This window comes from Ferrovibrio sp. GW821-FHT12B10 (assembly GCF_058807515.1).
Genome location: NZ_JBXAQT010000001.1, coordinates 1,447,436 through 1,473,670, shown reverse-complemented (window position 1 = coordinate 1,473,670; position 26,235 = coordinate 1,447,436). Strand labels below are relative to the sequence as shown.

Here is a 26,235-nt window from a genome sequence, read left to right as displayed (position 1 = left end):
GAACTAGATAGCCCCGTCAGTCTTTTTTCGTCACGCCTCGTGAAACGGGTGTGACGGGTCTTCAGTCAAGAAACGGCCCCGGTGTGACCCGGGGCCGCCCAGTCTTGCAGCTGATATCAGCTCGGCTTCGCCATCTTGCAGGTGGTGGCGACATCGGTTTCACCCATAGGCACCTTGGCCATGGTTTTCCAGCCCCAGCCGGTATTCTCCTCGTCGAACTTCATGTCGCCGGCCACCGGGGTGAGCGCGGAGATGTAGATGTCCTGGAAGAACTGATGATCCTCGGCGCGCATGTAGGACTCCGTGCCATAGATCAGCTTGTACTTCATGCCGCGCAGCTTTTCGGCGAAGACCTTGGGGTCGTTCGACTTGGCTTCGTTCATGGCGTTGGCGAGCATTTCCATCTCGTTGCGCACGCGCGGATACCACCAGCCCTGGCCCGCGCTCTTCTTGCGGAATTCCTCTTCCCAGGCGTAGTTTTCCTTGGTGTTGACGTTGGCATGGCCTTCGGTGATCTGGAACACCTTGTCCTTCAGGCCGGTCTGCTTCACCGCCGTCGGCCCGCCGGCGCCGCCGGCATAATAGGTGTAGTAGTTCACCTGCAGGCCGGCATCGGCCGAAGCCTTGAGCAGCAGCGCGATATCGCTGCCCCAGTTGCCAGTGATCACGCTGTCTGCGCCGCTCGCCTTGATCTTGGCGATGTAAGGGGAGAAGTCGGTGATCTTGGCCAGCGGATGCAGTTCGTCGCCGACGATCTGGATGTCGGGGCGCTTGGCCTTCAGCATCTCGTTGGCGGCCTTGCGCACGGCCTGGCCGAAGGAATAATCCTGATTGATCAGGTAGACCTTTTTGATGTTCGGCTGGGTTTTGATGTAGCTGGTCAGCGCCTGCATCTTGATGTCGCTATGGGCATCCCAGCGGAAATGCCAGTAGCTGCATTTGTCGTTGGTGAAGGCCGGATCGACGGCGGCGTAGTTGAGATACACCACTTCCTTGCCGGGATTGCGCTCGTTGTGCTTGTTGACGAAGTCGATCAGCGCCGCGGCGGCACCCGAGCCGTTGCCCAGCGTGAGGACGCGCGCGCCGGCGTCGATCGCCTTCTGCGCCGCGATCACGGTTTCTTGGGGCGAGAGCTTGTTGTCATAGGTCAGCAGTTCCAACTTCTGGCCGTTGACCCCGCCCTTGGCGTTGATCTTGTCCATCATGTACTGGAAATGCTTCACGCCATGCTCGCCGATCGGCGCCATGGCGCCGGACAACGGATCGATAAAGGCGACTTTCACCTGCGCCATGGCGGGCGCTGTCATGCAGATGCCGGCGGCGGCCGCAACAGCGGCTACGACCATGCCTGTCCCGTAACGAGTGGGCATTATTTCCTCCATCCTGTTATGTCACGGCGGCTTCCGGTCCGCCGATCCGCCGTTCAACGGCGAATTCGTTTATCGCACAAAGCGTGACGGCGTGGCTCGACGGTGTCAAGCCAATCCATGGCATCGGTTATGACGTGATGATCCTCCTCATACCGATATTGCCCGCGCGCTGAAACTTTGAGCAGAGCGTGATCACTGCCTTTTGCATCGTCACTTCACAAGTGCGGCATAGACCATGTCGCGCATCAATGCGCGGTAGGTCAGGCGCTGCTTAGGTGACTGCATCATGAACACGACGAACATCTTTTCCTTCGGGTCGACCCAGAAATAGGTCCCGCCGGCGCCGCCCCAGTAATAGTCGCCCGGCGAGCCCGGATCGGCTGAGACGCCGGCCTCCTTGCGCACGCCGAAGCCCAGGCCGAAACCATAGCCGGGACCGGGCAGGTAATAGGGGCCTGGCACTGCGCTGCCCATATGGTCTGCGGTCATATAGGCCAGGATTTTCGGGCTGATATAGCGTTTGCCGTTCTGCGTACCGCCATCCAGCAGCATCTGCAGGAATTTCGCGTAATCCATCGCCGTGCCGGTCAGGCCGCCGCCGCCGGATTCGTATTTGCCGGGCTTGCGCGGATCGAAGAATTCCACGCCGCCGCCAAGGCTGCGGTCGTTGTCGAAGGGTTCGGCCACGCGCGGCACTTTGCTGGCGTCCGTGACGAAGAAAGCAGTATCCGTCATGCCGAGCGGACCAAGTAGACGATCCTTCAGCACCGCGCCCAGGGGCTTCTTGTCGGCGACCTCGACAACACGGCCGAGCACGTCGGTGGAATGGCTGTAATCCCAGACGGTGCCGGGTTGGTAGGCCAGCGGCAGCGTGGCGATGCGATCGGCGAATTCGGCATTGTCGAAATCGCCGGCCAGCACGCCGCCGTCGCGATACAGCGCCTTCACCGCGCCCTCGCCGAAGAAGCCATACGTGATACCCGAGGTGTGGCGCATCAGGTCCTGCACCGACATGGGCCGGCGCGGCGGCACGAGTTCAAGCGTCGGCTTGCCGCCGGCTTCGGCTGCCGGTTTTTCCACGCCCACCTGCACTTTTGCGTAGGCGGGGATGAATTTCGCCACCGGGTCGCCGATATGATAGCGGCCTTCCTCCACCTGCATCATCGCCGCCACCGTGGTGAGCGGCTTGGTCATCGAATAGATGCGGAAGATGGTGTCGCGCGTCATCGGCGCCTTGGTCTGCGGATCGCGTTCACCGAAAGCCTCGAAATACGCAAGCTTGCCCTGGCGCGCGATCAGCAGCACGGCGCCGGGAATGGCCTTCGCCGCGATGTCGGTCTTCAGTCTGGTACTGATGCGCTCGAGGCGATCGGGCGCGAAGCCGAGGCTGGCGGGATCCGTGCGGGGGAGAAGCTCTGCAGCCAGAGATACCGGCGCATGCAGGAGAGTGACGATCAGGCCGGCCAGCAAAGCCGACCGTGGCAGCATCATGGTCATTCCGGTGGCCTCCCTAGGCCTATCTATGTGAGCCGATTTTTTTGTTTGGCTTCACCACCATGATTGTCGGACAATCAGACGCGAGTCAAACACACTGTGCAGGTTTGCCGGCATCGCTGGACCTGGGCGGTGGAAATGCCGATCATCGGCGCAGCAACACTTGTGACGAATCAGTGTGGTTTCACACAGTTCTGGGGTTAAATGTCTGAAGCGGCTGAGAAATTCACGCGTCTGACGCCGGTGCCGGCCTACCAGATGGTGGCGGAGGCGATTGAACGCGAAATTCTGTCCGGCCGCCTGCGCCCCGGCGACCCGATCGGCACCGAGGCCGAGCTGGTGCGCCAGTTCGGGGTCAACCGCTCGACCGTGCGTGAAGGCATCCGCCTGCTCGAGCATAGCGGCCTGGTGCATCGCGCCTCCAGCCGGCGTCTCGCCGTCGGTCTGCCGCATTACGACCGCCTCGCCACCCGCGCCAGCCGTGCGCTGATCCTGCATCAGGTAACATTCCGTGAATTGTGGGAAGCCACCATCGCGCTGAGCCTGGCCTCGATCGAACTCGCGGTCGAACGTGCGACGGAAGAAGAGATCGCTGTGCTGGACGCCAATATCGAAGCCACCATCCGCGACCAGGACGATCCGGCGTTGGTGGCGGCCCATGACAGCGAATTCCATCTGCTGCTGGAAAAGAGCGCGCGCAACCGCGTGCTCGAGCTCGCGCGCGAGCCCTCCAACATGCTGATCTATCCCACCACCAATGTCGCGGTGCGGGGCACGCCGGAAGGCACGCAGCGCCTGATCGAGGCGCATAAGATGCTGGTGGAAGCGATGCGCCGCCGCGATGCGGACATGGCGCGGCTGTGGACGCGCCGCCATCTGAACGACTGGCGCAAGGGCTTCGAGAAAGCCGGCATGGATCTCGACCAGCCGGTCGATCTGGTCACGTCGGTCGAGTAATTGGCGGCCGCGTAATCAGAACGCCGGCATTTTGCAGGTTGTCGGCAATGCGGTATCAGCAGCCTTCACCATGCCTGCCGTTTTCCAGCCCCAGCCGGTTTTTTCCTCGTCATACTTCATGCCCGGCCCGAAGGACGTCACATAGAGGTCCTGCAGCACCTGGTGATCCTGCGCCGGCATCGTGGCTATGGCGTCATACATGGTCTTTGCCTGTGCGCCGGCCATGGCGGCGGCGATCAGCCTGGGCTCACTGCTTTTAGCCTTCACCACGCCATCGCGCAGCATTTCCATCAGCAGGCGGATGCGCGGCACGTTGAAGCTGCCGCCAAAACGCGCGCGATACTCGTCTTCGATCTTGTCGGTCATGCGCATGTTGGCATGGCCCTCGATCACCGCGAAGACGCGATGAGCCAGGCCGGTCTGGCGCACCGCCGTCGGGCTGCCAATGCCGCTGGCGTAATAGGTGTACCAGTCGGTTTTCAGGCTGGCCTCGGCGGCAGATTTCAGCAGCAGCGCCAGATCACTGCCCCAGTTCCCGGTGATGACGCTGTCGGCGCCACTGGCCTTGATCTTGGCCACGTAAGGCGAGAAGTCGGTGAGCTTGGCCATCTGATGCAGGTCGTCACCGACGATCTGGATGTCGGGGCGCTCTTTGGCGAGCATTGCCAGGGCGGATGCGCGCACCGCCTGGCCAAAGGAATAATCCTGGTTGATCAGATAGACTTTCTTGATCTGCGGCTGAGTGGCGATGAATTTCACCAGCGCCACCATCTTCATGTCGGCATGGGCATCGAAACGGAAATGCGCCGCCGTGCATTTGTCGTTGGTCAGTGCGGGATCGATGGCGGCATAGTTCAGGAACAGCGCCGCCTTGTCGGGATTGCGCTCATTATGCTTCTCGATGAAATCGGCCAGCGCGCCGGCGGCGGCCGAGCCGTTGCCGGCCGCGATGATGCGGATGCCGGCATCGATGGCCTTCTGCGCCTGGATCACGCTTTCCTGCGGGATCAGCCGGTTGTCGTAGCCGGTGACTTCATAGGTGGTTGTAGCATCCGACAGCCGCGCCGCTATGAAGCGGAAATGATTCAGCGCATTCTCGGTGACGGCGGCGGCCGGGCCTGACAGCGGATCGATGAAGGCGATGCGCACGGTCTCCGCGCGGGCGGAGACGCTCAGGAAAACAACGGCGAGAATGGTGAAAAGACGCATGGCGGACTCCGCGGGGACAGGTGCGCGCAGCCTAAGAAAAAGCCGCCGCAGATCAAGCGGCAGTGCGATCAAATCAGCGCGTCACCGCCGGCAGGATATGCTGGTTGAGAATGGCCGGGCCGACATAGCCCTGCAGTCCCTTGCCATACAACCCGAAATTCAGCACCACCACGATATCCAGCTCTGGGACGACAAAGACGCGCTGGCCACCTTCGCCGAAGCCGGCCGTCCAATCGACCTGGCGGCCTTTCAGCAATGAGCGGCCCAGCCACCATTGATAACCATAGAAATACGGAGGTTGGCCGTTGATCTGCGGTGCGATGGACTCAGTTATCCATGCCTCCGACACGATCTGTTTGCCCTGCCAGCGGCCCTTGTCGAGCACCATCTGGCCGATCCTGGCCAGGTCACGGGCACGCAGGCGCAGGCCCGAGGCGATCACCGGCCTGTCATTCCAGGTCGCCCATTCAAAATCGGAAATCCCGAGCGGATCGAACAGCAGCGTCTTTGACAGCGCATTGATCTCCATGCCGCCGGAGACTTTCTGCAGGATGGCCGCCAGCACTACGGCCGAACCCCCGCTGTAATTGTAATTATGGCCCGGCTCGCTGCGCCACATCGGCTGCTCCAGCACATAGCGCACGGCGTCGGGCGCGAGATTCATCGCGGTTTCGCTGTTGCGCCGGTCGCTGTAGGGCAGGCTCTCGTCCCAGGCGAGACTCGAGGACATGGTCAGCAGATGGCGCACCGTGATGCGGTCTTTCTCCGGCGTGCGCAGATCGGCATGTTCGGGGAAGAAAGCCAGCACGGACTGGTCGATGGTCAGCCAGCCGCGATCAACTGCGACACCGGTCAGCAGCGACACCACGCTTTTGCTGATCGACCGTACATCATGCTTGCGGCCGGCCTCATGCCGGATCGCGCCGACCGACCACTTGCCCCATTCCTGGTCTTCACCGGTGAAATATCTCTCATAGACCAGCTTGCCATGGCGCAGCACCAGCACCGCATGGGCGTTGGCCTCTTTCCATCCCTCGAAACGCGTGCCGATATCGCAGAGCAGCGCTGCATCGAGACTCTGGCTGGCTGGCGATGCTGTCGCCCAGCCATCACGCAGATCAGCGGGCGGGGCGCAATCCTGCGCTTTCGCCGGAACGACGAACAGCAAGATGGCAAGGCAGGCGATACGGACGATCATGGCTTTTCCCGGATGCAGCCTAGCACAAAGCAAAAGGCCCGGGATTGCTCCCGGGCCTTCCGTCATCGAATTTTGATGAAGGCTTACCGCGCGCTGTAGGCCGCCAGCGCGGCGAGGTTGACGATGTCGCTGACGCTGGCGCCCATCTCGGCGATCTGCACCGGCTTTTCCAGGCCGACCAGCAGCGGGCCGATCACGGTGCCGCCGCCCAGTTCCTGCAGCAGCTGCGCCGAGATCAGCGCCGAGTGCAGGCCGGGCATGATCAGCACATTGGCGGGACCCGAGAGCCGGCTGAACGGATAGATCTTCATCAGGTCGGGGTTGAGCGCTACGCGGGCGGAGATTTCGCCGTCATATTCAAACCCTAAGCCCTGGCCGCCGGCATCGCGGGCATCCAGTTCCATCACCGCTTCGCGCACCTTGTCGACCACGCCGCCCGGCGCATTGCCGAAGTTGGAATGCGACACCAGTGCGACGCGCGGCTCATGCCCCATCTGCCGGGCCACGGCGGCGGCCTGAATCGCGATCTGGCAGATGTCCTTGGGTTCGGGCAGTTCGGCCACGCTGGTATCGGCGATGAACACTGTGCGGCCCTTGGCGACAACGATGCTCAGGCCCATCACGCGCTGGCCGCGCAGGGCATCGATCGCCATGCGCACGCCGTCATAGGACACCGAATAGGTGCGGGTGACGCCGGTGATCATCGCGTCGGCATGGCCGTTCGCCACCATGCAGGCGCCGAACACGTTGCGGTCGAGATTGACATAGCGCTGCGCGTCGCGATGCAGCAGGCCACGGCGCTGCTGGCGTTTGTACAGGAAGTTGGCGTAATCGGCGTTATGCTCGCTGATGCGGGCATTGTGGATTTCGCAGCCGTCCAGGTTGGTCAGGCCGATGGCGGCCATGGTGGCGGCGATCCGCTCGTTGCGGCCGATCAGGATCGGCGTGCCATAGCCGGCATCGCGGAACTGCAGCGCGGCGCGGATCACGGTCTCTTCTTCGCCCTCGGCGAAGACGACGCGCTTGGGGTTCTGCACCACCTGGTCGAAGAAGATCTGCAGCGAACCCACGGTCGGGTTCAGGCGCGCCCGCAGCTTGGCGGCATAGGCGGCCCAGTTCTCGATCGGCTTGCGCGCCACGCCCGACTTCACAGCGGCCTTGGCCACCGCCAGCGGAATCTCGACGATCAGGCGCGGGTCGAAGGGCGAGGGGATGATGTAGCCCGGGCCGTATTTCGGGCGCTCGCCCTTGTAGGCGGCAGCGACCTCGTCCGGCACGTCTTCGCGCGCCAGCATGGCGATGGCTTCGGCCGCCGCGATCTTCATCTCGTCGTTGATGGTGCTGGCGCGCACGTCGAGCGCACCGCGGAAGATATAGGGGAAGCCCAGAACGTTATTGACCTGGTTCGGGTAGTCCGACCGGCCGGTGGCCATGATCACGTCGCTGCGGGTGGCAGCGGCATCTTCGGGCGTGATTTCCGGATCGGGATTGGCCATGGCGAAGACGATGGGATTCGGTCCCATCGATTTCAGCATCTCAGGCGTCAGCGCGCCCTTCACCGACAGGCCGAAGAAGATGTCGGCGCCTTTCAGCGCATCGGCCAGCGTGCGGGCATCGGTTTTCACGGCATGCGCGGATTTCCATTGGTTCATGCCCTCGGTACGGCCCTGATAGACCACGCCCTTGGTGTCGCAGAGGATGACATTCTCGTTCTTCATCCCCATCGCCTTCACCAGTTCGGTGCAGGCGATGCCGGCGGCGCCGGCGCCATTCACCACCATCTTGGCGTTCTTGAAGTCGCGGCCGGTGAGGTGAAGTGCGTTGATCATGCCCGCAGCCGAGATGATGGCCGTGCCATGCTGGTCGTCATGGAAGATCGGAATGTCCATCAGTTCGCGCAGGCGCTGCTCGATCACGAAGCATTCCGGTGCCTTGATGTCTTCCAGGTTGATGCCGCCAAAGCTGGGGCCCAGATAGCGCACCGCGTTGATGAACGCCTCAACCTCTTCGGTATCGACTTCCAGGTCGATCGAATCGACATCGGCAAAGCGCTTGAACAGCACAGCCTTGCCTTCCATCACCGGCTTGGAGGCGAGCGCGCCAAGATTCCCCAGGCCCAGAACGGCGGTGCCGTTCGAGATCACCGCCACCATGTTGCCGCGCGAGGTGTAGTCGTAGGCGGTGTCGGGGTCTTTCTCGATGGCGAGGCAGGGCGCAGCGACGCCCGGGCTGTAGGCCAGGCTGAGATCGCGGGTCGTCGCCATCGGCTTGGTCGGTACGACCTCAAGCTTGCCGGGCTGACCCATTTTGTGGAATTCGAGGGCGTCGTCGTAAAGAGATGGGCTTTTCGAGTCGCTCATTTTTCTCTGTGCTTCGGTTATGACGCAGGTGTTCTTCCGGTGAGAACACGGGTTTTTGCTCCCGTCCGGCATCATAAGGCCAAGGCCTGAGGGGTTAAAAGCCTCGTCGGCTGTGGTATGTCTGCGTTCAGACGATATTTTACCGCCATGAACACGACCACACCCGCTCTTCCCCCCGGCACTTCCCCGCTGATGGCCCAATATTTGACCATCAAGGCGGCATATCCCGATTGCCTGCTGTTCTATCGGATGGGGGATTTTTACGAACTGTTCTTCGACGACTCGGTCCAGGCCGCACGTGCACTCGACATTGCGCTGACCAAGCGTGGCGAGCATGACGGCCAGCCGATCCCGATGTGCGGCGTGCCGGTGCATGCCGCCGAAGCCTATCTGTCGCGCCTGATCCGGCAGGGCTTCAAGGTCGCGGTCTGCGAACAGGTCGAAGATCCCGCAGAAGCGAAGAAGCGCGGCTCGAAATCCGTGGTGAAAAGAGATGTCGTGCGCGTGGTGACGCCCGGCACCATCACTGAGGACAGCCTGCTTGATGCGCGGCGCAACAATTATCTTGCTGCACTTGCTCAGTCTGGTGGCAGCGACGGCGTGCTGGCCCTGGCCTGGCTCGACCTCTCGACCGGTGAATTCGGCCTGACCGAAACAACGCAGGCGGGCCTTGCCGCCGATCTGGCGCGCGTCAGCCCGCGCGAACTGGTGCTGCCCGAAGGCCTCCTGGCCCGGGCGGAACTGCGGCAGCTTCTGGAGCAGGCGGAATGCGCGCTCTCGCCGCTGCCCTCGGCCCGTTTCGATTCGGTCGCCGGCGAGCGCCGGCTGAAGGTGGCGTTGGGCGTGGCGGCCCTTGAGGCTTTTGGCGATTTCAGCCGGGCGGAATTCTGCGCCGCCGGCGCCTTGCTCGATTACGTCGAGATCACCCAGTGCGGCAAGGTGCCCCGGCTCGATCCGCCGGTGAAGCAGCCGCCCTTGAGCGTCATGGCCATCGATCCGGCCACACGGCGCAATCTGGAACTGGTGGAAACCACCTCAGGCAGCCGGGATGGCGCGCTGCTGAGCTGCATCGACGCCACGCTGACCGGTGCCGGCGCGCGGTTGCTTGCCCAGAGATTGCAGGCGCCGCTCACCGATCCCGCGCTGATCGCCGCGCGCCATGATACCGTGGCGGCACTGACCGACAACACGCGGCTGCGCGATGATATCCGTGCCGCGCTCGGGAAAGTGCCCGATCTGGCCCGCGCGCTGTCACGCATTTCGCTGGGTCGCGGCGGTCCGCGCGACCTCAGCTCCATGCGCGATGGCCTGGCCCAGGCCGGCGACCTGCGCAAGCGACTGGCCGCTGAAAGCGCGTTGCCGGCCGAGCTGGCGGCCTTGCGTGATGCGCTGGGTGATCATGCCGTACTGGTGGGTTCCCTGGTGGAAGCGCTGGCGGAAGAGCTGCCACTGCTGCAGCGTGACGGCAATTTCGTGCGCGCCGGCCATCATGCGCCGCTGGATGAATTGCGCGTGCTGCGCGACGAAAGTCGCCGCCATATCGCGGCGCTGCAGGACAAGTATGCGCAAGATACCGGCATCAGCGGCCTGAAGATCCGCCACAACAACGTGCTGGGCTATTATATCGAGATCACGCCCACGCATATGTCCAAGATGGGCGCGCAGTATATCCATCGCCAGACCATGGCGAATGCCGTGCGATATGCCACGCCGGAACTGGGCGAGCTGGAAGCCAAGATCAGCCAGGCCGGCGACCGCGCGCTGGCCATGGAGCTGGAAATCTTCGAGCGCCTGTGCAGCGAAGTGTTGGCCAACGCTCAACCGATTACCAAAGCCGCGCAGGCGCTGGCCGCGCTCGATGTCTCGGCCAGCCTGGCGCAGCTCGGCATCCAGCGCCGCTGGGTGCGGCCGCAGATCGACGACAGCCTGGATTTCAACATCATCGGCGGCCGCCACCCGGTGGTGGAGGCGGCACTGGAGCGCAATGGCCAGGGCGAACGCTTTGTCGCCAACGATTGCGATCTCTCCGATGGCCAGCGGCTGTGGCTGCTCACCGGCCCGAACATGGCCGGTAAATCAACCTTCCTGCGCCAGAATGCGCTGATCGCCGTGCTGGCCCAGATGGGCAGTTTCGTACCGGCCACATCGGCCAAGCTTGGCATGGTGGATCGCCTGTTCAGCCGCGTCGGCGCCGCCGATGATCTGGCGCGCGGCCGTTCGACTTTCATGGTCGAGATGGTGGAAACCGCCGCGATCCTGCATCAATCGGGTAACCGCGCGCTGGTGATTTTGGATGAGATCGGTCGTGGCACGGCGACGTTTGATGGCCTGTCGATTGCCTGGGCCGTGGTGGAATACCTGCACGAGAAGAATCGCTGCCGTGGGCTGTTCGCCACGCACTACCACGAACTGACCGCGCTGGCAGAAAAGCTGCCGCAGCTCAGCAATCACACGCTGAAGGTCAAGGAGTGGGAGGGCGAGCTGGTCTTCCTGCATGAGGTCGGCGCCGGCTTCGCCGACCGCTCCTATGGTATTCAGGTGGCCAAGCTCGCCGGCCTGCCCGATGGCGTGCTGCAGCGTGCAAGCGAAGTGCTGCACAAGCTGGAACAGTCCGACCAGACTGGCAAATCCGCCAAGCTGATCGACGACCTGCCGCTCTTCTCGCTCAGCCAGCCGGCCAAGACGGTAGCGGTTGCTGCGCCGTCGGAAGTGGAGGGCGCGTTGAAGAGGGCCGATATCGACGCGCTCTCGCCCAAGCAGGCGCTTGACCTGCTGTATCAGCTCAAGGCGCTGATCAAGTAATCCGAACTATCATGCCGCGGCATCCATGTTTCTACGGTGCCAGATGCTGGGCGAAGAAGGCCAGCATACGCTTGGCCGCATCCTGTGCCGCCTCTGGGCTGTAGCCCAGCGAATAGCCGGCGCTCTCCTTCATGCAGGCCTGCAATTCCGGCGGACTGAACGGCCGCTCGCCGCCGTTGATGTCGATGAAGCGCACGGCGGTGCCGAAATCCATGACGGGGCATTTGCGCGCGTTGACATGGGCGGGGTGGAAAGCCGGCCTGTTCGCCGGATTCTCCCAGGCGTGATAAGCGTCCGGATACCAGTGCACCTGCCAGTTCAGCCCCGGTTCCGCAGCGCGCACCAGTGCATCGACGCGCTCGCATTTCTCCCGCGGTGTGGTCTCGTCCTTGCCGGCATAGAGCTTCAGCATCGGTGCGCCAGTGGTCATCGGCCCGCCGCCGTTGGAGAAGATGTTGCCGCAGGGCGCATAGAAGGCGACATGGGCGGCAAAGCGCAGGGTGCTGTCGCCCAGAACCTTGCGGCGCACGAAGTCGTAACTGGACAGTTCGGTGGTGATCCCGCCCATCGACAGGCCCATGATGCCGATGCGCGCCGGATCTATGGCGGGATGCGTGGCGGCGAGCTTGAGCGCCAGCAGTGCATCCGAGGTCGGCGTGATCGGGTTGATCGCGCCCGGCACGTCGGCGGCGCGTTTGATGTCACGCGGGCCGAAGTGATCGAGGCCCAGCACGGCATAGCCGGCATCCAGCAGCGGCTTCACATAGATGCCCTCGGAACCGTCCTTCCAGCCGCCGATGGAATGGCCGATCATCACGGCTGGCACCTTGCCGCCGCCAGCAGCGCGCGCTGGCAGCCAGATGGTTACCGAGGCCTTGCTCGGCGTGCCCTGGCCGGCGCGGAAGGTGCCGTAATTCGTATAGGTCGGTGCATCGAAGACGATAGTGCCCGTGGTGGTCGCGGTCAGCGGCTGGGCCGGCGCGGCGAACGGCAGGATGCTGCAGGCCGCAGCAAGAAGCAGATGAAGCAGACGCATGAGATCCCCCCTCAGGATGCGATGAGTCTACGACAGGGGCCAAAGCGTGCGCACGGATTTTCTGCCGGCGGCCCTACGCCACGCCATCCACCAACCGCTTGAGCTCCTGCCACGGCTTGATATCCCAGAAGCTGCCGGCCAGGCCCGATGTCGAGGGCAACACGAACAGTCTGGTCCTGCCGATGCGCTGGTCCTGCAGGCCATAGGCGGGCGGTGCCTTCAGGCCGAAGCTGGCGCGCAAGAATACCTGCGCCGGCCGTTTCGCCGTGAAGGCGAGGATGGCCGGCTGATACTGCTCGATCTTCGCCGCCAGGCCGGCGACATCGTCATGCACGGCGGCCAGCGCGTCGTCATTGCCGAATTGCGTCTTGTTGATGTCGGTCAGGCCGATGCGCAGATCCAGCAAGGCGGGATAGTCGGCCGGCAGGAACCGGCGTGGCGTCAGGCCCACCTCATGCAGGGTGGGCCAGAACTTGTTGCCCGGTTTGGCGTAATAGGCTTTTGCCTGCGCCGAGGCCTTGCCCAGGGCCGAGCCGCAGAAGACCAGGCGCAAGTCGGGCGCCAGCAGGTCGGGGATGATGTAGCGGTCGTCACGCGGAGTCATGCGAGGCTCATATAGGGGTGTCGTAGCGTCAATTGGCCTTGTATTCGCCGCATTTTAAGCCTAGGGTCCCGCCCATCGACATTTTGGCCGGACCTTCTGGCTGTACGCCTTTGCTTCATTGCCGGGCGCATCTCCGACTTTCTCTCCAAAAAATCGAAAACCGGGTTCCGGTCGCAGTCTTTCTGCGTCCTGTTCCCATCATGCATACGACAAACCAAGGATAATCCCATGCAGACGGGTATCGTCAAATTCTTCAACACCACCAAGGGCTTCGGTTTCATTCAGCCGGAAGACGGCAGCAAGGACGTGTTCGTCCATGTGTCGGCGCTGGAACGCGCTGGCATGCATTCGCTGAATGAAGGCCAGAAGGTTTCCTTCGACACCGAACAGGACAGCCGCTCCGGCAAGGTCGCCGTGCGCAGCATCCAGGCCGCTTAATCCAGCCTGCGATCCAGAGCGTGGCGTCCTTCGATTGCCAGAGCTGCGGGGCCTGCTGCGCGTATTCGCGTGACTGGCCCCGTTTCTCGCTCGAAGACGATGCCGCGCTCGCGCGCATCCCGGCCCGTTTCGTCGATGACGAGGCGGGCCGGATGCGCTGCGACGGTGACCGCTGCTCCGCGCTCATCGGCACGGTCGGCGCGCAGACCTCCTGCAGTGTCTATGCCGTGCGCCCCGAGGTCTGCAGTGCCGAGCAGCCCGGCGGCGAAGCCTGCCGCATCGCGCGGGCGCATTACGGCCTGTAAGGCTGCGACGCCGGTTTAGGCGCTTTTTCCGTCGTAGGGCATCGGCTCCAGCGACTCCAGATCAAACCCTTCCAGACACCGCACATTGATCGCCACCATCTTGGTGCCGTTCGGCGCCGTTCCGGTGGCAAAGGATTCCACGCCACAGGTTTTGCAGAACAGGTGGTGGATGTTCATCGTGTTGAACTGGTAGTCCGTCACGTTATCCTTGCCGCCCATCAGCTTGAAATCATCGGCCGGCACGAAGGACAGCAGCGAACCCTTCTTCGAGCAGATCGAGCAGTTGCAGGAAATCACCGGCGGGTTATGCCCAGTGATGACCGAATAGCGCACGGCGCCGCAATGGCAGCCGCCGTTATAGGTGTTCTTCGGTTCCGACATGAATCCTCGCGCAAATAATATGGTCGACGGTATTTAGCACCACCGCCAGGACTGTGGCGACCTATACGGACAGCGATAGCGTATCTGGCGTTTGTCGCGGCCCGGGCCACAGGCGCAGCAGGTCGGCAATGGGAAAAGCCAGCGCCCGCCAGGCCACCTTGCGGCCCTTTGCCTGCCGGGCTTCCGATGGCGCCACCGGTACCAACGTATTCCACTCGGTGGCGGGCACGGCCAAGGGCGTTGCCGAAGTCGCACCGGCCGGCAGGCCATGCGTCACCAACCGGCCGTCGCACAGCGCAGCCAGCAGGGCAGCGCGATGATCTTCCTCGATCACTGGCGTGCCGTCCGGAAACACGATCTCTTCGGCAATCCCAAGATGCGTTTCCGTCGCATAGGCTGCTGTCTTGGCCATGTCCCGCCAGCGGATCCAGGCCCAGGTCTGCGTCAGGTTCCAGTCATCGCTCATGATGCGGCCATGATGCCGCCGCCGGACCAGACAGCGCAAGGGCAGCCGGTGCGGACCCTGACGCGGCCAGGTGCATCATGTCGGCGATCCGTTGCGATCAGTGCGGCCGTGGCTGCCGACGAACTGCAGGACCTGCACATCCTGCGGCAGTTCGATCAGGAATTCCTTGTCCCGCTCCAGGTGATGAATCTTGCGTGGGTCTGGGCCGGCGAAACGCGACATCGCCTCGATCGATTCCCAGTAGGAAATGGTGACGAACTCGCTTTCTGTCTCGCGATCCTCACGCATCATCTGCACGCCCAATGCCTTTTGCTCCAGCGGGCGGATGCCATGCTCATACAGATAGGCGGCATAGTCATTGGCCCTCGCGCGAGTGGTGCGGCCGCGCCAGATGCGGGCAATAGCTGGGGTAAGAGCTTTGCGTGACTCGTCCATGGGGCCTCCTGTGGGGATGCAATGCAAATTCCATGGCCGCGTTAACACCGGCCTGTTTTTACTGTTCCGGCATTCCATGGCGGGATCTGGGTGGGGATTGGATGTCCCCGGATTGGTTGGCATTGGTTCGGGCGCATTGCCGCCAGTCTGCTGCACCAGAAGATTGAGCCCGCAGTTTCAGGCGCTTATGCTCACGTCTGACGATTCACCCTTTGAGCAAGCGGCAGCATGAGCATCGAACAGCGCCTGATCCCCGAAACGCCCACCTTCGTCACCCATCTGGAATGTGGCATGACCGGTGAAAGGCTGCCGGCCGATACGCTGCATAACCTGTCGCCCAAGGGCTACCCGATCCTGGTGCGCTACGATCTCGCCGCCGTGAAGGCGACGCTGACCAAGGACAAGATTGCGGCGCGCGCGCCCAACTGGTGGCGCTATCGCGAACTGCTGCCGGTGCGCAAGACCGAGAATGTCGTATCGCTGGGCGAAGTCATGACGCCGGTGCTGTCGCTGCCGCGTCTGGCCAAGATGCTTGGTCTCAGCGGCAGCGGCGAGGTCATCGTCAAGGATGAAGGCCGGCTGCCGACGGGCTCGTTCAAGGCGCGCGGTCTGGCGCTGGCCGTCTGCATGGCCAAGGAACTCGGCGTCAAGAAGATGGCGATGCCGACCAATGGCAATGCAGGCGCGGCGCTGGCGGCTTATGCGTCGCGCGCCGGCATCGAGACAGTGGTCTTCTGCCCCGACGACACGCCGCAGGTCAACATGAACGAGATCGTGCTGCAGGGCGCGCGGCTCTATAAGGTCAACGGCCTGATCAACGATTGCGGCAAGCTCGTCGGCGCCGGCAAGGAAACTGCGGGCTGGTTCGATACCTCCACGCTCAAAGAGCCCTATCGCATCGAGGGCAAGAAGACGATGGGGCTGGAACTAGCCGAACAGCTCGGCTGGGAACTGCCCGATGCCATCTTCTACCCCACCGGCGGCGGCACCGGGCTGATCGGGATGTGGAAGGCCTTCGAGGAATTGGAGGCCATCGGCTTCATCGGCTCCAAACGTCCGAAGATGATTGCGGTGCAGGCGGCCGGTTGCGCGCCGATCGTCCGCGCCTTCGAGGGCAACGAGCGCCATGCCAAGCTGTGGGAGAATGCCCATACCGTGGCCGCCGGCATTCGCGTGCCGGCTGCGATTGGCGATTTCCTGATCCTGGATGCCGTGCGCAATTCCAGCGGTTTCGCCATGGCGGTGGAAGACAATGCCATCACCGCGGCGCTGGATGAAGTCGCGAAGCAAGAGGGCTTCCTGATGTGCCCCGAGGGCGCCGCCACCTATGCCGCCTACAAGCAGGCGCTGGGCGAGGGCAAGGTGAAGAAATCCGACCGCGTGGTGCTGTGGAACTGCGCCGCTGGCCTGAAATATCCGATGCCAGATGGTGGCAGCCCGCTGGATCGCCACGGCAGCATCGATTATGCGAGCCTTTGACGGCTGAGGCGGGGCGTATCTGGCATGACGCCATCCATCAGCAGCAGCGACGCCGCCTTCACCATGCTGATGGGCGACGAACAGCTGGGAACGCTGAAGCTGGCGCGCTGCTATCGTGACTGGCGCCGGGCGATGCGGGGCGATGCGCCGCCATCGCCCGATTTCATCGCGGCCCAGCCCTGCGAATACCTGGCTGGTGCGCGGCTGATCTTCGATATCGAGTATGGCGTCGCGGAGCGGAGCGGCGAAGAGCGGGCTGCGCCATGTCGCTACCGCTATCGCCACATGGACCGGCAGATCCTCGACTACAGCCCGCGTGACATGAGCGGCCTCTATCTGGACCAGCACGCTGAGCCTTACTTCGTCGAGACCGCGACCCGCGCCTTCGAACTGGTGGTGGAAACGCAGCGCCCCATTCATGCACGGGCCAACCGCCAAGTGGGTGATCAGATCTATCTGATGGAATTCCTGATCCTGCCGCTGGTGGCCGGCGACCGGGTCGAGGTGCTGTTTGTCGCCCAGCTATTCACGCTGATGGCCGGGAATGCCGGCCGCTGATCATTTGCCGGAGGGCTGGACTCGCCCTATCCTTCTCTGACTATGGCTACCCCGTTTACCAGTCGCGAACCCGATTTCACCATCCTGGTTGCCGATGAGCAGCTGGGCACCATGCGGCTGAACCGGCTGTATCGCGAATGGCGCGAGGCCGTGGTTGACGGTGCGCCGCCTGGTGCGGGCTTCATTGATCCGCAGCAGCATTCCTACCTGGCCGGTCTGCAGATGGTGCTCGACGTGCTGCGCCAAGACGACCGGCTGCGGTTCCGCTATCGCCATGTCGGCAGCCATGTCCGCGCTTATATCGGCGCCGATCCCACCGGCATCCATCTGGACGAACATCCCGAGCCGGCCTTCGCCGAAATAGCGATCCGCGCCTGCACTCTGGTGGTGGAAACCAGGCGCCCGGTGCATGCGCGCATCAAGCGCGAGATGAACGGTCGCGACTTCACCGTGGAGTTCCTGGTGCTGCCGGTCAACGGCAGCAGTGGTGACGTCGACTTCCTGTTCGTCGCCCAGCTCTTCACCCCTGCGGGTGAAGCTTCGTGACGTAAGGTCATACTGTTTCCGTTTCTCCGGCTGTGGCAGGCTTTCCGGAAAACAGGGAGGCCCGCATGACCGACACTCTTGATATCGCGCGCCAGCTGATCGGTGGCGTGCTGCTGCGACAGCCCTTCATGAAATTGCTGGGCGTGACGCTGGGCGAGGTGGCCGAGGGCCGCGTCGAATTGCGTGTCGACCTCAGGCCTGAGCTGACCCAGCATGGCGGGGTCGCCCATGGCGGTGTGGTCGGTGCGCTGGCCGACAATGCCGCCGGCGCCGCTGCCGGGACGCTGACATTGCCCGACAAGGTGACGGTGACAGCGGAATACAAGATCAACTTCATCGCGCCGGGCGCGGGCCATGCCTTGCGCGCCGTTGGCCAGGTGCTCAAGCCCGGCAGGTCGCTGATCGCCGTCGAAAGCCGTGTCTATGCCGTGAAGGACAATGGCGAAGAAACGCTCTGCGCCATGGCGCTGGCGACGATGGTTCCGGTTCCTATGCCGGCTCGCGCATGAAGAAGATCATGTCCAGTTCGGGCGGATCGACGCCGGCATGCGACAAGAGGCCATGCACCTGGCCGCGGTGATGGGTCTGGTGATTGAAAAAATGCATCAGCGGCGGGAGCAGCGGGTCGGTGAAGCTCTGACCGCGCGTGTTGGTGTAGCTGAAGGTGGCATTGATGCCAGCCTCGGTCAAAGCGTCGCAGAACACGATGATCTCGGCATCCTTGGCCTCGCGCGCCGTGCGTAGGCCCGCGAAATCCTCATGCAGGATCTGATTCAGTTTCGTCACGCCGGCTGGCAGGTTGCCGGTGAAGCGGCCGAACCAGATGCTGTCGCCCACCAGGATATGATTAAGCGTGGCATGCAGGCTGCCGAAGAAGCTCGGTCGCGTCGCATGATACGCATCCGGCGGCAGGGTGGCGCAGGCATCGTAAAGCCGGCGGTTGGCCCAGCGGTTGTAGCGACCGAAACGGCGGACATGCTGGAGAAGAAGATCGTCGGGCATGGCCGCAGTTTAAGGCCCGGCCGCGCGGCCATAAAGCGCGGAATTGTCCGGCTGCAATTGCAGAAAACTCAAAACAGAAAAACGGCCCGCCAGGTTTCGCTGACGGGCCGTTCAATTTTAGTCAAGGCTTGTGCGGCTTACCACTCGGTGAGAACCGGCTCCATGTTGGCCTTGGTCAGCGCGGCACTGCGCGCCTTCATCCAGGCCTTCATGAAGGCATCCTCATCGGCATGGCTGGCCTTGGCATGCGCAGCCCAGGCATCGGCCAGCACCTTCTGGCGCTGGATCAGCGCGGCGTTGCTTTTGTCATATTCCGGCTTCCAGACGCCGATCTCCTTGAAGTACTTGATCGCGCCCTCATGCACCGGCACCACCCAGTCGAAAACCTGGCGTTTGATGTCCCAGCCGCCGTTGCCCGGCGCCGCGTCCTTGTAATCGGGGAAGAGTTCCACCATCGCCTTGGTCATCGCATAGACCATGCCGGCATCGATGTTTTCGTAAGTCATCAGCACCGGATAGGGATAGGTCGCGGCTTCCACCGTTTTGGTCGCGCTGAGCTCGGGGCCTTCGGCGCCCATGAAGGGTACGAAGAACGGCGCCTTGCCCTTAAGCCGTGCCCAGCCGGCCTTGTCGCTATGCGGCACGGTCGGATACTGGATGCCGCGCGGGCTGGAGGCGAGCTGGTAGGCCGGGCCCGAGATCGACGAGCCGAAGGCGGCATCCACCTGGCCGTTGATCATGCCCTGCATGGCCTGGCCGAAGCCGCCAAACTCCACGCGCTGCACGTCTTTCCATTCGAGATTGGCAAAGGCCAGCAGCGCGGTGATGTTCTGGTTCAGCGACGGCGCACCGATCACCCAGGCAACGCGCTTGCCCTTCAGGTCGGCCATGGTTTTGATGTTGGCGTCTTTCGCCGTCATGATGGTGAGGAGCGCGTCAGAATTGTTCAGCAGCAGCGAACGCACCGGCTGCGGACCCCAGTCCTTGGCGCCGAATTCATACACTGCTTCCTGCGCCATGTAGGTGCCGCCCACGCCGTTGGCGGAGAAGGGCACCTTGCCTTCGCGCAACGGCACGGTGCGCGATACGTCATTCTTGCCCGGCAGCACGCGCAGCGTGATGTTCTGCTTGTTCTTCAGCGCATTGCCGACGGCGACGGCCTGATTGTAGCCGCCCGAACCGACGTCATAAGCGGTCCAGGTCAGCTGGTCGGGCAGCTTCTGCGCATTGGCGGTGCCGGCCACGGCCAATGCCGCAACGGCGCCGAGCAGGGCATAAGTGTAGTGACGCATCGGTGGTTTCCTCCTGTATAAGTTTATGTGTTGTTTATGCGGTGAGTGTGTCGCGGTTGCTGACTTTCAGCAACAAGAAAGCGCCGAGCGCCAGAGCTACACCAATCACCGCCAGCGTTGTGTTGCTGACGGGAATGAGGTTGCCGCCAGGTGCTGCGAGTGCAATGCCGCCGATTCCCAGCATGATGCGTGCCAGCAGGCGTAGCCATGTCCCGTCCAGCCGGCCAGCGCCGATCAGCCAGCCCTGGATTGCGGCTGCGATCAGCGCCACGCCGATGAAGGCGGTGGTGATCACCGATACCACCTCCATCGGTTCGCCTTTCAGGATCAGTGCCGGATTGAGGGCGAAGAAGAACGGCACGATGTAGATCACTGCACCCAGCCGTACGGCTTGGAAGCCGATCTTGAAGGGTGAGGTGCGGGCCAGCGGCGCTGCGGCGAAGGTTGCCAGTGCCACCGGCGGCGTAATGAAGGAGATCATGCCCCAGTACATGATGAACAGGTGAACCGCCAACGGATCGAGGCCGGCTTTTACCAGTGGCGGCGCCAGCACGATGGCGAGGAAGATGTAGCAGGCCGTCACCGTCATCCCCATGCCGAAGATGAAGCTGGTGATAGCGCCCATCAGCAGCAGCACGATCGGCTTGTCGCCAGCCAAATAGACCAGGTCGTTGGCCAGCGTGCCCGCCAGGCCCGTCACCGAGAAGGCGCCGATGATGAAGCCGACGCCGGCCAAGATCGCCACCAGTTCGGCCAGCGCACGGCCAGTGGCCAGCACGAGATCGATAAAGCTTGCCCAGGTCAGGCGGCTCTTGGGCAGGATCTGGTTGATCACCAGCAGCATGCCGGTAGCGATGAAGGGCGCCATCGCCTCCTGTTGCTCGTTGATCATCAGGTAGACCAGCACGGCGAAGACGGCGATGTAGAGCCAGCCATCCTTCAGTGTTTGCTTCAGCGAGGGCAGCTCATCCTGCTTCATGCCTTTCAGGCCAAGCCGCGCGGCATAGGCATCGATCTGCATGGAGAGGCCGAAATAGAACAGCAGCGCCGGCACGGCGGCAGCCAGGGCGATATCGCCATAGGGAATGCCGAGGAAGCTCGCCATCACGAAGGCGGTCGAGCCCATCACCGGCGGCATCAGCACCGCGCCGGTCGAGGCAACGGCTTCGACGCCGCCGGCATAGTCGGCGCGAAAGCCGGTGCGCTTCATCGCCGGAATGGTGACGACGCCCGACGAGATTACGTTGGAGATCACGCTGCCCGAGATCGAGCCTTGTAAGGCGGATGAAATCACGCCGACCTGCGCTGCGCCGCCGCGCCAGCGGCCGACCAGCGCGAAGGCAATGTCGTTGAAGAACTTGCCGCCACCGGTGTGGTTCAGCGCCACACCGAAGACGATGAAGCCGATGACGATCTCGCCGAAGGCGCGCATCGGGATACCGAAAGCGCTCTCGGCCGAAACGATGTGATAGGCCAGCGTGTCGGTTAGCGGCTGGTCGATGCCGTTGAGCGGCGAGGGCAGCCTGCCTGCGACCACCGGATAGAGCGAGACGATGGTGACGATGATGAAGATCGGCGTGCCGCCGGTGCGGCGTAGTGCCTCCAGGATCAGCACCCAGAGCAGCGCGCCTAGCGCCTTGGCCATCGGTGGCGCAGCGAATTCCCAGCCTTCGCCCAGACTGGCTTCCGCTTTCCAGGAAAACCAGAATAGCGCCGCCATGGTGATGATGCAGAGCAGGATGTCGATGCTGAGCCAGAGCGGCGAGCGCGCGGCCTGCGGATGCCAGGGATAGGCCAGGAAAACCAGCGGCAGGGTGGCGGCGGCCAGCAGGAAGAGATAGCGGTTCTCGACCAGGGTGTAGCCGAAGAGATGCAGGTTGAACTGCTGGTTCAGCACCAGCACCATAGTCAGCAGTGTCAGCGTGCCAAAAGCGGCTTGCAGCCAGCCGGGCAGAATCCGGTAGGCGAGTTCTTCGACCATGCGATCGGCCGGGGAAATCCCCTGCTGCGCGCCAGTGACAGATACATCCTGATCGGCGCTCGCCAGAGAATCGCTCTCCTGGGCGCCGTTACGCTTTTGCATTCTGATTACCCCTCCCTGCGCCGATGCATACTCACCGGTCGGATTGTCGGACAGACATCCTAGGGATAAACGCGAGGTAATCAATCCTGTGCATTGGTCCGGGAAATGGATCGGCTTCACACTGGAGTGAAGCCAGCATCAGGGCTGGAAGAATGCCTGCGCATTGCAGCCATTCTGCATTAACGCGCGCGTCAATGCGATAAAGCACGAAGGCCGGCAGGTCCTGTCATCATGACAGCAGCCTGCCGGCGTCGTGAAGCGGATTACTTACTGTCGGCGGCGATATCGCGCAGCATCACCGGCGCTTGCCAGAAAGGCTGCGAGGCTTCGAACTGTGCCATGCCGGGCGAGATGCCGGCATCGCGCAGGGTGGCGGCATCCACTTCGGCCAGGGCGCGACGCGTGGCGGCGCGTTGCTTCCAGGTCGCCAGCGTCTGCTTCATCACCGGACCCACCAGTTTCCACCAGGGCAGGTCGAGATGATCGAAGACGGCTGGCGTGGTGACGCCGTCGAGCCAGCGCAGGTCGGCCTTGGTCGGACTCAGCACCAGCTTGGGGCCGAGCCAGGCCGGGCGTTCGCCGGTCGGCTGCAGCACGGCCAGACCGGCCGGCTGATTTTGCACTGCACCGGAACGGTCGTGCTTTTTTGAGGTAGTCTGGGGGGACTTCTGTGCGATCTGGGTCATGGGAGGCTCTTCTTTTTAGGTCTGGGGGTACTGAAAACTGAAACTCAGTTGGGCGCCGCCGAGCGGTCGAGCAGACTCTTGAACGAGACTTCGGCGCGCTCGATGGCCGAAGGGTCGCGCAGCAGGCGGCGGAAATAGGTCAGGCTTAGGAAGATGCCTTGCAGATCGTAGGCGAACTGCCGCGGATCGAGATCCTTGCGGAAATGCCCCTCTTCCATGGCGATCTTGGCGCTGCGCGCCAGGGTCGCCTGCCATTGGGTTTGCTTTTCGACCAGGTAATCGCGTACCGGGCCAGGCTTGTCGTCGTATTCGGCTGACAGAGTCACAAACAGACAGCCGCCCGGCAGATCGTCGTTATGGATGGACCAGTCCAGCCATTCGCGGAACATCACCTCGATGCGGGGACGGCCGCGCGGGGCGCGCATCGCCGGTTCCCAGATCGCGGTCATGAAGCGCTGGCCGGCCTCGTCCAGCAGGGTCCGCTCCAGCTCTTCCTTCGAGCCGAAATGGGCGAACAGGCCGGACTTGGACATCTTCAGCCGGTCGGCCAGCATGCCGATGGAAATCCCCTGAAAACCTTCGACGCTGGCGGCGCGGAGGGCCTCGGAAATGATGGTCGCACGGGTTTGCTGGCCTTTGCTCATGCCTCGAATATACGAACGGTCGTACGAAAAGTCAAAACCATACTGCCCGCCGGGCTGTGACGGGGCACACAAATGGGGTTTTTGGCTGGTGAAGCCCCCCTCAGAACCAGTCGGGGACAGCCGGCTTGATCCGACTCGCCGGCTGCACCCATGATTCCGACCATGATGGATCTCGCCACCCTGCTCACTTTCACCCTGGCCGCTTTCGCGCTGGCCGCCACCCCCGGCCCCGACATGCTGCTGGTAATGACCCGCAGTGTGGCGCAGGGGCGTGTCGCCGGGCTGGTCACACTGGCCGGCATCTGCGTCGGCTGTTATTTCCACGCCATCATTGCCGGGCTCAGTCTGAGCGGTGTGCTGCTGATGGCGCCGGTGATGTTCGAGATCATCCGCTGGGCCGGTGCGGCCTATTTGCTGTATCTGGCCGTGCAGGCCTTCCGCGGCGCCGGCGGTTTCCTGCCGCCGAATGCCAATACGCCGGCGTTGCCGCTGATGGCCCTGTTCCGGCAGGGGCTGCTGACCAACATCCTCAATCCGAAGGTGGCGCTGTTCTTCCTGGCGCTGTTCCCGCAGTTCATGCGCCCCGATCCGGAAACGGCGGTGGTGCAGGCGCTGATCCTCGCGAGCGTGCTGAACGTGGTGGGTGGGCTGCTCAATGGCGGCATCGTGCTGGTGGCAGGGCGTCTGGGCGAATGGCTGTCGCAGCGCCCCGGTTTCGTGCGCTGGCAGAACCGTCTGCTTGGCGGCGTCTTCGCGGCACTCGCGCTGCGTCTCGTATTTGACGCGAGACGGTAAAGCAAAAAAAGTGCGTCTCGCGTTTGAGCGGCGCGGGGTTCAGTAAAGCTGCTGTGGTTGCAGCAGGCGGGTGATCTCGCCACTGCGCAGCATCTCGTCGCAGGCGGCGGCCACCACGCCGGTCACCGCCGGCGCCGTCTTCTGTCCGAAGGCCAGATAGAGCTTCATGCTCAGGTCCGGTAACGGTATCAGGTTTTCAACCGCATCGCCGGGTTCGCCCAGATCGCGCATACGCTGGCGGATGCTGGCCGGATGCGAGGCAATGGCATCGACGCGGCCATAGGCCAGGAGCCGCACGGCTTCGTTTTCATCGGCGGCTGGAATCACCACAATGCCGTTACGCTCGAGATAAAGGGTTTTCACGTCCTGCGGCACGCCGGCGACGCGCCAGCGCTTCAGGTCGGTAACAGTCTTGACCGCCATGGGCGCGTGATTGCGGTGGCGAAATACCGCCACTTCGTAATCCAGCACGGGGCAAATCCACTGGAAACGGGTTTCACGCTCCGGCATGCGCGCGATCAATGCGATCAGGGTATTGGCTTCATTCTCGGTGGTGGCGAGCGCACGGGCAAAGGGCAGAACATCGAGCGGGCCGGATCGCTGCAGCCGCAGGCCGAGCGCCTCGATAAGCCGCGCCGTCGGACCGATGGCCTTGCCGTCACTGGTGACGGCCGTGTAGGGCGTGAAGGGCGCGGCGACATAGTGGATTGGCGGCAGCTCGGCGCTACGCACCGGAATCGCGATCAGCATCATGCCGGTCAGGATGACCAGCAGCGCAAAGACGGCGAAGCGGAGGGGGGTCTGCAGCATGGCGCGATCATAGGCGCAGGCCCGCTGTGTCAAAGGTAACTTTCCGGCTACCACCTTATATGGTCACAGGGTGCCGCCATAACAGGCGGGTTGTTCAGAGGCGCGCCGCCTTGATCCCTGAGACTTCGGCATTGCCGTCCAGAATGGCGGCCTTGATAGTCTCCAGGCCATGTTCGAATTCCTGGATGCGCTCGCGCAGGCCGCGCAGCTCGTCCAGCGCGACGGCGCCGATCGGGCGTTCGCTCTGGGCATATTCCAGCACCAGGCTGGCATAGCGGCCGCGCATCTTGGCCAGCGACTTCAGCATGGTCTCGATCTCGTTGGGCTCAATGCGGCCCAGCGCCCAGACCATCTGTGCACGGGTGATCTCTTTTTCACGCAGGCAGATCTGCTGCACATACTGGCGCGCGTTCAACGCGGCGGTGACCGCCTCGACCGGGCCTTCACGGAGCGCGAGGCGTTCGCGGGCGGTCAGTCCGGCTTCGGCCATCGACTTGGCGCTGGCCATTTTCTGCGGGGCGGACTCGGCGGCCGATTTGAGGGCGGCGCGGAGCTGCGGCTCGGCCTTTTCGGCCTGGCGCAACGACAACAAGGCAATTCCCATGACGACAGCTCCTCAACATCCGGTCTGACTTCTGCAGACCAGGCGGAGCAAGCCGCGTGCCATGGTTAAAATGGCGGATTTCTGGGGTTAAATTCAGGAGTTCAGCTGGTCCGGCGGCAGATTCTGCCGGCCTGAGTGGAGCATTCCGACCCGGGCATTACGGCACCAGCGCGGGCGCCGGCATGCTGGCGATGCGGTTATCAAACCGCAGCTCCAGCAACCAGTCCTTCGGCCGGGCGCGGTACTGCGCGATCTGCTCAGGTGTCAGGGCGAACTCGGCCTGGGTCGATTGGCCGATGGGAGCCCGGCTGCCGCCCCCGCCGCCGAAGGGAAAGCTGATGCCCACGCCGGTGCCGAAGCCGCCGCTCGATCCGGCCGAACCGCCGACGCCGACGGTCGGCCGGTTCCAACTGTCGCTGCCGGCGCTTTGCAGGGTTTCGGGCTGGCTCAGGCGCTGGGTCAGGATGTGACGGCCGTCAGGCATGGTCAGGCGCGCATCGCGCAGCGGCTGTTCGGCGATCACGCGCATGAACAGCAGGCCGCTCTGTTCGCCCTGCCAGACCGCGACGCGCGGCGGCGCCGGCTCAGATGTGGAGCAGGCCGCGAGGGCGACCAGTGACAAGGCTGCGAGGACGCTACGGAAGGTCATGACATCCTATATAGGGGCTGTGGCTGCGGGTT

The 26,235-nt window shown here is 63.2% G+C and carries 27 protein-coding genes; 9 read left to right on the top strand and 18 right to left on the bottom strand.

What is annotated here, in order from left to right; genetic code table 11:
• Window positions 1–116: 116 nt before the first annotated feature.
• Together AC1RRT_RS07480 and AC1RRT_RS07475 are read right to left on the bottom strand one after the other, a co-directional pair.
• Window positions 117–1,370, bottom strand: coding sequence for a branched-chain amino acid ABC transporter substrate-binding protein (locus AC1RRT_RS07480; protein ID WP_493013150.1), 1,254 nt, complete (start codon window positions 1,368–1,370; stop codon window positions 117–119).
• Between the two features lie 210 nt (window positions 1,371–1,580).
• Window positions 1,581–2,867 carry a serine hydrolase domain-containing protein gene (locus tag AC1RRT_RS07475; RefSeq protein ID WP_493013149.1) on the bottom strand — a complete coding sequence of 429 codons (1,287 nt, stop codon included), beginning with the start codon at window positions 2,865–2,867 and terminating at the stop codon, window positions 1,581–1,583.
• 201 nt (window positions 2,868–3,068) lie between these two features.
• On the opposite strand from AC1RRT_RS07475, the gene AC1RRT_RS07470 reads away from it, so the two are divergent.
• The gene (locus AC1RRT_RS07470) at window positions 3,069–3,821 is read left to right on the top strand and encodes a FadR/GntR family transcriptional regulator (protein ID WP_493013148.1); all 753 of its coding nucleotides are present in this window, start codon (window positions 3,069–3,071) and stop codon (window positions 3,819–3,821) included.
• A 15-nt stretch (window positions 3,822–3,836) separates the two neighbouring features.
• Here the strand turns inward: AC1RRT_RS07470 and AC1RRT_RS07465 are convergent, their stop codons facing one another.
• The 3 genes from AC1RRT_RS07465 to AC1RRT_RS07455 all read right to left on the bottom strand — a co-directional run bounded on the left by AC1RRT_RS07465 (window position 3,837) and on the right by AC1RRT_RS07455 (window position 8,588).
• A complete protein-coding gene (locus AC1RRT_RS07465; RefSeq protein ID WP_493013147.1) occupies window positions 3,837–5,030 on the bottom strand; it encodes an ABC transporter substrate-binding protein in 1,194 nt (397 codons plus the stop codon).
• A 73-nt stretch (window positions 5,031–5,103) separates the two neighbouring features.
• On the bottom strand, window positions 5,104–6,228 hold the full coding sequence (locus AC1RRT_RS07460) for a serine hydrolase domain-containing protein (RefSeq protein WP_493013146.1): 1,125 nt from the start codon (window positions 6,226–6,228) through the stop codon (window positions 5,104–5,106).
• Window positions 6,229–6,311: 83 nt separating this feature from the next.
• Entirely contained in the window at window positions 6,312–8,588 is a 2,277-nt protein-coding gene (locus AC1RRT_RS07455) for an NADP-dependent malic enzyme (protein WP_493013145.1), read from the bottom strand.
• 192 nt (window positions 8,589–8,780) lie between these two features.
• Between AC1RRT_RS07455 and mutS the strand changes: the two genes are divergently transcribed.
• Window positions 8,781–11,390 (top strand): DNA mismatch repair protein MutS, encoded by a 2,610-nt coding sequence (mutS, locus tag AC1RRT_RS07450; RefSeq protein WP_493013144.1) that lies wholly within the window; start codon window positions 8,781–8,783, stop codon window positions 11,388–11,390.
• A 31-nt stretch (window positions 11,391–11,421) separates the two neighbouring features.
• On the opposite strand, the gene AC1RRT_RS07445 is transcribed toward mutS, so the two are convergent.
• Entirely contained in the window at window positions 11,422–12,426 is a 1,005-nt protein-coding gene (locus AC1RRT_RS07445) for a dienelactone hydrolase family protein (RefSeq protein ID WP_493013143.1), read from the bottom strand.
• A gap of 73 nt (window positions 12,427–12,499) precedes the next feature.
• Complete coding sequence (locus AC1RRT_RS07440) at window positions 12,500–13,030, bottom strand: mismatch-specific DNA-glycosylase (protein WP_493013142.1); 531 nt, start codon at window positions 13,028–13,030, stop codon at window positions 12,500–12,502.
• Between the two features lie 228 nt (window positions 13,031–13,258).
• Here AC1RRT_RS07440 and AC1RRT_RS07435 point away from each other — a divergent pair, with 228 nt between their 5' ends.
• On the top strand, window positions 13,259–13,468 hold the full coding sequence (locus tag AC1RRT_RS07435; protein WP_493013141.1) for a cold-shock protein: 210 nt from the start codon (window positions 13,259–13,261) through the stop codon (window positions 13,466–13,468).
• A 20-nt stretch (window positions 13,469–13,488) separates the two neighbouring features.
• Complete coding sequence (locus tag AC1RRT_RS07430) at window positions 13,489–13,773, top strand: YkgJ family cysteine cluster protein (protein ID WP_493013140.1); 285 nt, start codon at window positions 13,489–13,491, stop codon at window positions 13,771–13,773.
• 15 nt (window positions 13,774–13,788) lie between these two features.
• On the opposite strand, the gene AC1RRT_RS07425 is transcribed toward AC1RRT_RS07430, so the two are convergent.
• From AC1RRT_RS07425 to AC1RRT_RS07415, 3 genes are all read right to left on the bottom strand, one after another.
• A complete protein-coding gene (locus AC1RRT_RS07425) occupies window positions 13,789–14,154 on the bottom strand; it encodes a GFA family protein (RefSeq protein ID WP_493013139.1) in 366 nt (121 codons plus the stop codon).
• A gap of 61 nt (window positions 14,155–14,215) precedes the next feature.
• Window positions 14,216–14,620 (bottom strand): hypothetical protein, encoded by a 405-nt coding sequence (locus AC1RRT_RS07420; protein ID WP_493013138.1) that lies wholly within the window; start codon window positions 14,618–14,620, stop codon window positions 14,216–14,218.
• Between the two features lie 75 nt (window positions 14,621–14,695).
• Window positions 14,696–15,055 carry a hypothetical protein gene (locus AC1RRT_RS07415; RefSeq protein WP_493013137.1) on the bottom strand — a complete coding sequence of 120 codons (360 nt, stop codon included), beginning with the start codon at window positions 15,053–15,055 and terminating at the stop codon, window positions 14,696–14,698.
• Between the two features lie 228 nt (window positions 15,056–15,283).
• Here AC1RRT_RS07415 and AC1RRT_RS07410 point away from each other — a divergent pair, with 228 nt between their 5' ends.
• From AC1RRT_RS07410 to AC1RRT_RS07395, 4 genes are all read left to right on the top strand, one after another.
• A complete protein-coding gene (locus AC1RRT_RS07410; RefSeq protein ID WP_493013136.1) occupies window positions 15,284–16,534 on the top strand; it encodes a threonine synthase in 1,251 nt (416 codons plus the stop codon).
• A gap of 24 nt (window positions 16,535–16,558) precedes the next feature.
• On the top strand, window positions 16,559–17,092 hold the full coding sequence (locus AC1RRT_RS07405) for a hypothetical protein (protein ID WP_493013135.1): 534 nt from the start codon (window positions 16,559–16,561) through the stop codon (window positions 17,090–17,092).
• Between the two features lie 42 nt (window positions 17,093–17,134).
• Window positions 17,135–17,638 (top strand): PAS domain-containing protein, encoded by a 504-nt coding sequence (locus AC1RRT_RS07400; protein ID WP_493013134.1) that lies wholly within the window; start codon window positions 17,135–17,137, stop codon window positions 17,636–17,638.
• Window positions 17,639–17,703: 65 nt separating this feature from the next.
• Window positions 17,704–18,147 (top strand): PaaI family thioesterase, encoded by a 444-nt coding sequence (locus AC1RRT_RS07395; protein ID WP_493013133.1) that lies wholly within the window; start codon window positions 17,704–17,706, stop codon window positions 18,145–18,147.
• Here the strand turns inward: AC1RRT_RS07395 and AC1RRT_RS07390 are convergent.
• The 5 genes from AC1RRT_RS07390 to AC1RRT_RS07370 all read right to left on the bottom strand — a co-directional run bounded on the left by AC1RRT_RS07390 (window position 18,128) and on the right by AC1RRT_RS07370 (window position 23,345).
• Window positions 18,128–18,640 (bottom strand): DinB family protein, encoded by a 513-nt coding sequence (locus tag AC1RRT_RS07390; protein WP_493013132.1) that lies wholly within the window; start codon window positions 18,638–18,640, stop codon window positions 18,128–18,130. The genes AC1RRT_RS07395 and AC1RRT_RS07390 overlap by 20 nt on opposite strands.
• 137 nt (window positions 18,641–18,777) lie before the next feature.
• Window positions 18,778–19,932, bottom strand: a complete 1,155-nt coding sequence (locus AC1RRT_RS07385; RefSeq protein ID WP_493013131.1) for a TAXI family TRAP transporter solute-binding subunit — start codon at window positions 19,930–19,932, stop codon at window positions 18,778–18,780.
• Window positions 19,933–19,966: 34 nt separating this feature from the next.
• On the bottom strand, window positions 19,967–22,015 hold the full coding sequence (locus tag AC1RRT_RS07380; protein ID WP_493013130.1) for a TRAP transporter permease: 2,049 nt from the start codon (window positions 22,013–22,015) through the stop codon (window positions 19,967–19,969).
• 263 nt (window positions 22,016–22,278) lie between these two features.
• The gene (locus AC1RRT_RS07375; RefSeq protein WP_493013129.1) at window positions 22,279–22,701 is read right to left on the bottom strand and encodes a DUF1127 domain-containing protein; all 423 of its coding nucleotides are present in this window, start codon (window positions 22,699–22,701) and stop codon (window positions 22,279–22,281) included.
• A 44-nt stretch (window positions 22,702–22,745) separates the two neighbouring features.
• A complete protein-coding gene (locus tag AC1RRT_RS07370) occupies window positions 22,746–23,345 on the bottom strand; it encodes a TetR/AcrR family transcriptional regulator (RefSeq protein ID WP_493013128.1) in 600 nt (199 codons plus the stop codon).
• A gap of 162 nt (window positions 23,346–23,507) precedes the next feature.
• Here AC1RRT_RS07370 and AC1RRT_RS07365 point away from each other — a divergent pair, with 162 nt between their 5' ends.
• Entirely contained in the window at window positions 23,508–24,140 is a 633-nt protein-coding gene (locus AC1RRT_RS07365; RefSeq protein WP_493013127.1) for a LysE family translocator, read from the top strand.
• A 39-nt stretch (window positions 24,141–24,179) separates the two neighbouring features.
• Here the strand turns inward: AC1RRT_RS07365 and AC1RRT_RS07360 are convergent, their stop codons facing one another.
• From AC1RRT_RS07360 to AC1RRT_RS07350, 3 genes are all read right to left on the bottom strand, one after another.
• On the bottom strand, window positions 24,180–24,950 hold the full coding sequence (locus AC1RRT_RS07360) for a substrate-binding periplasmic protein (protein WP_493013126.1): 771 nt from the start codon (window positions 24,948–24,950) through the stop codon (window positions 24,180–24,182).
• 94 nt (window positions 24,951–25,044) lie between these two features.
• The gene (locus AC1RRT_RS07355; protein ID WP_493013125.1) at window positions 25,045–25,554 is read right to left on the bottom strand and encodes a hypothetical protein; all 510 of its coding nucleotides are present in this window, start codon (window positions 25,552–25,554) and stop codon (window positions 25,045–25,047) included.
• Between the two features lie 157 nt (window positions 25,555–25,711).
• The gene (locus tag AC1RRT_RS07350; RefSeq protein ID WP_493013124.1) at window positions 25,712–26,203 is read right to left on the bottom strand and encodes a hypothetical protein; all 492 of its coding nucleotides are present in this window, start codon (window positions 26,201–26,203) and stop codon (window positions 25,712–25,714) included.
• Window positions 26,204–26,235: the final 32 nt, after the last annotated feature.

What these genes read in the sequence shown, in the direction of transcription:
- AC1RRT_RS07480 (WP_493013150.1), bottom strand. Translation starts at nt 1,370, where the DNA reads ATGCCCACTCGTTACGGGACAGGCATGGTCGTAGCCGCTGTTGCGGCC.
- AC1RRT_RS07475 (WP_493013149.1), bottom strand. Translation starts at nt 2,867, where the DNA reads ATGACCATGATGCTGCCACGGTCGGCTTTGCTGGCCGGCCTGATCGTC.
- AC1RRT_RS07470 (WP_493013148.1), top strand. Translation starts at nt 3,069, where the DNA reads ATGTCTGAAGCGGCTGAGAAATTCACGCGTCTGACGCCGGTGCCGGCC.
- AC1RRT_RS07465 (WP_493013147.1), bottom strand. Translation starts at nt 5,030, where the DNA reads ATGCGTCTTTTCACCATTCTCGCCGTTGTTTTCCTGAGCGTCTCCGCC.
- AC1RRT_RS07460 (WP_493013146.1), bottom strand. Translation starts at nt 6,228, where the DNA reads ATGATCGTCCGTATCGCCTGCCTTGCCATCTTGCTGTTCGTCGTTCCG.
- AC1RRT_RS07455 (WP_493013145.1), bottom strand. Translation starts at nt 8,588, where the DNA reads ATGAGCGACTCGAAAAGCCCATCTCTTTACGACGACGCCCTCGAATTC.
- mutS (WP_493013144.1), top strand. Translation starts at nt 8,781, where the DNA reads ATGGCCCAATATTTGACCATCAAGGCGGCATATCCCGATTGCCTGCTG.
- AC1RRT_RS07445 (WP_493013143.1), bottom strand. Translation starts at nt 12,426, where the DNA reads ATGCGTCTGCTTCATCTGCTTCTTGCTGCGGCCTGCAGCATCCTGCCG.
- AC1RRT_RS07440 (WP_493013142.1), bottom strand. Translation starts at nt 13,030, where the DNA reads ATGACTCCGCGTGACGACCGCTACATCATCCCCGACCTGCTGGCGCCC.
- AC1RRT_RS07435 (WP_493013141.1), top strand. Translation starts at nt 13,259, where the DNA reads ATGCAGACGGGTATCGTCAAATTCTTCAACACCACCAAGGGCTTCGGT.
- AC1RRT_RS07425 (WP_493013139.1), bottom strand. Translation starts at nt 14,154, where the DNA reads ATGTCGGAACCGAAGAACACCTATAACGGCGGCTGCCATTGCGGCGCC.
- AC1RRT_RS07420 (WP_493013138.1), bottom strand. Translation starts at nt 14,620, where the DNA reads ATGAGCGATGACTGGAACCTGACGCAGACCTGGGCCTGGATCCGCTGG.
- AC1RRT_RS07415 (WP_493013137.1), bottom strand. Translation starts at nt 15,055, where the DNA reads ATGGACGAGTCACGCAAAGCTCTTACCCCAGCTATTGCCCGCATCTGG.
- AC1RRT_RS07410 (WP_493013136.1), top strand. Translation starts at nt 15,284, where the DNA reads ATGAGCATCGAACAGCGCCTGATCCCCGAAACGCCCACCTTCGTCACC.
- AC1RRT_RS07405 (WP_493013135.1), top strand. Translation starts at nt 16,559, where the DNA reads ATGACGCCATCCATCAGCAGCAGCGACGCCGCCTTCACCATGCTGATG.
- AC1RRT_RS07400 (WP_493013134.1), top strand. Translation starts at nt 17,135, where the DNA reads ATGGCTACCCCGTTTACCAGTCGCGAACCCGATTTCACCATCCTGGTT.
- AC1RRT_RS07395 (WP_493013133.1), top strand. Translation starts at nt 17,704, where the DNA reads ATGACCGACACTCTTGATATCGCGCGCCAGCTGATCGGTGGCGTGCTG.
- AC1RRT_RS07390 (WP_493013132.1), bottom strand. Translation starts at nt 18,640, where the DNA reads ATGCCCGACGATCTTCTTCTCCAGCATGTCCGCCGTTTCGGTCGCTAC.
- AC1RRT_RS07385 (WP_493013131.1), bottom strand. Translation starts at nt 19,932, where the DNA reads ATGCGTCACTACACTTATGCCCTGCTCGGCGCCGTTGCGGCATTGGCC.
- AC1RRT_RS07380 (WP_493013130.1), bottom strand. Translation starts at nt 22,015, where the DNA reads ATGCAAAAGCGTAACGGCGCCCAGGAGAGCGATTCTCTGGCGAGCGCC.
- AC1RRT_RS07375 (WP_493013129.1), bottom strand. Translation starts at nt 22,701, where the DNA reads ATGACCCAGATCGCACAGAAGTCCCCCCAGACTACCTCAAAAAAGCAC.
- AC1RRT_RS07370 (WP_493013128.1), bottom strand. Translation starts at nt 23,345, where the DNA reads ATGAGCAAAGGCCAGCAAACCCGTGCGACCATCATTTCCGAGGCCCTC.
- AC1RRT_RS07365 (WP_493013127.1), top strand. Translation starts at nt 23,508, where the DNA reads ATGATGGATCTCGCCACCCTGCTCACTTTCACCCTGGCCGCTTTCGCG.
- AC1RRT_RS07360 (WP_493013126.1), bottom strand. Translation starts at nt 24,950, where the DNA reads ATGCTGCAGACCCCCCTCCGCTTCGCCGTCTTTGCGCTGCTGGTCATC.
- AC1RRT_RS07355 (WP_493013125.1), bottom strand. Translation starts at nt 25,554, where the DNA reads ATGGGAATTGCCTTGTTGTCGTTGCGCCAGGCCGAAAAGGCCGAGCCG.
- AC1RRT_RS07350 (WP_493013124.1), bottom strand. Translation starts at nt 26,203, where the DNA reads ATGACCTTCCGTAGCGTCCTCGCAGCCTTGTCACTGGTCGCCCTCGCG.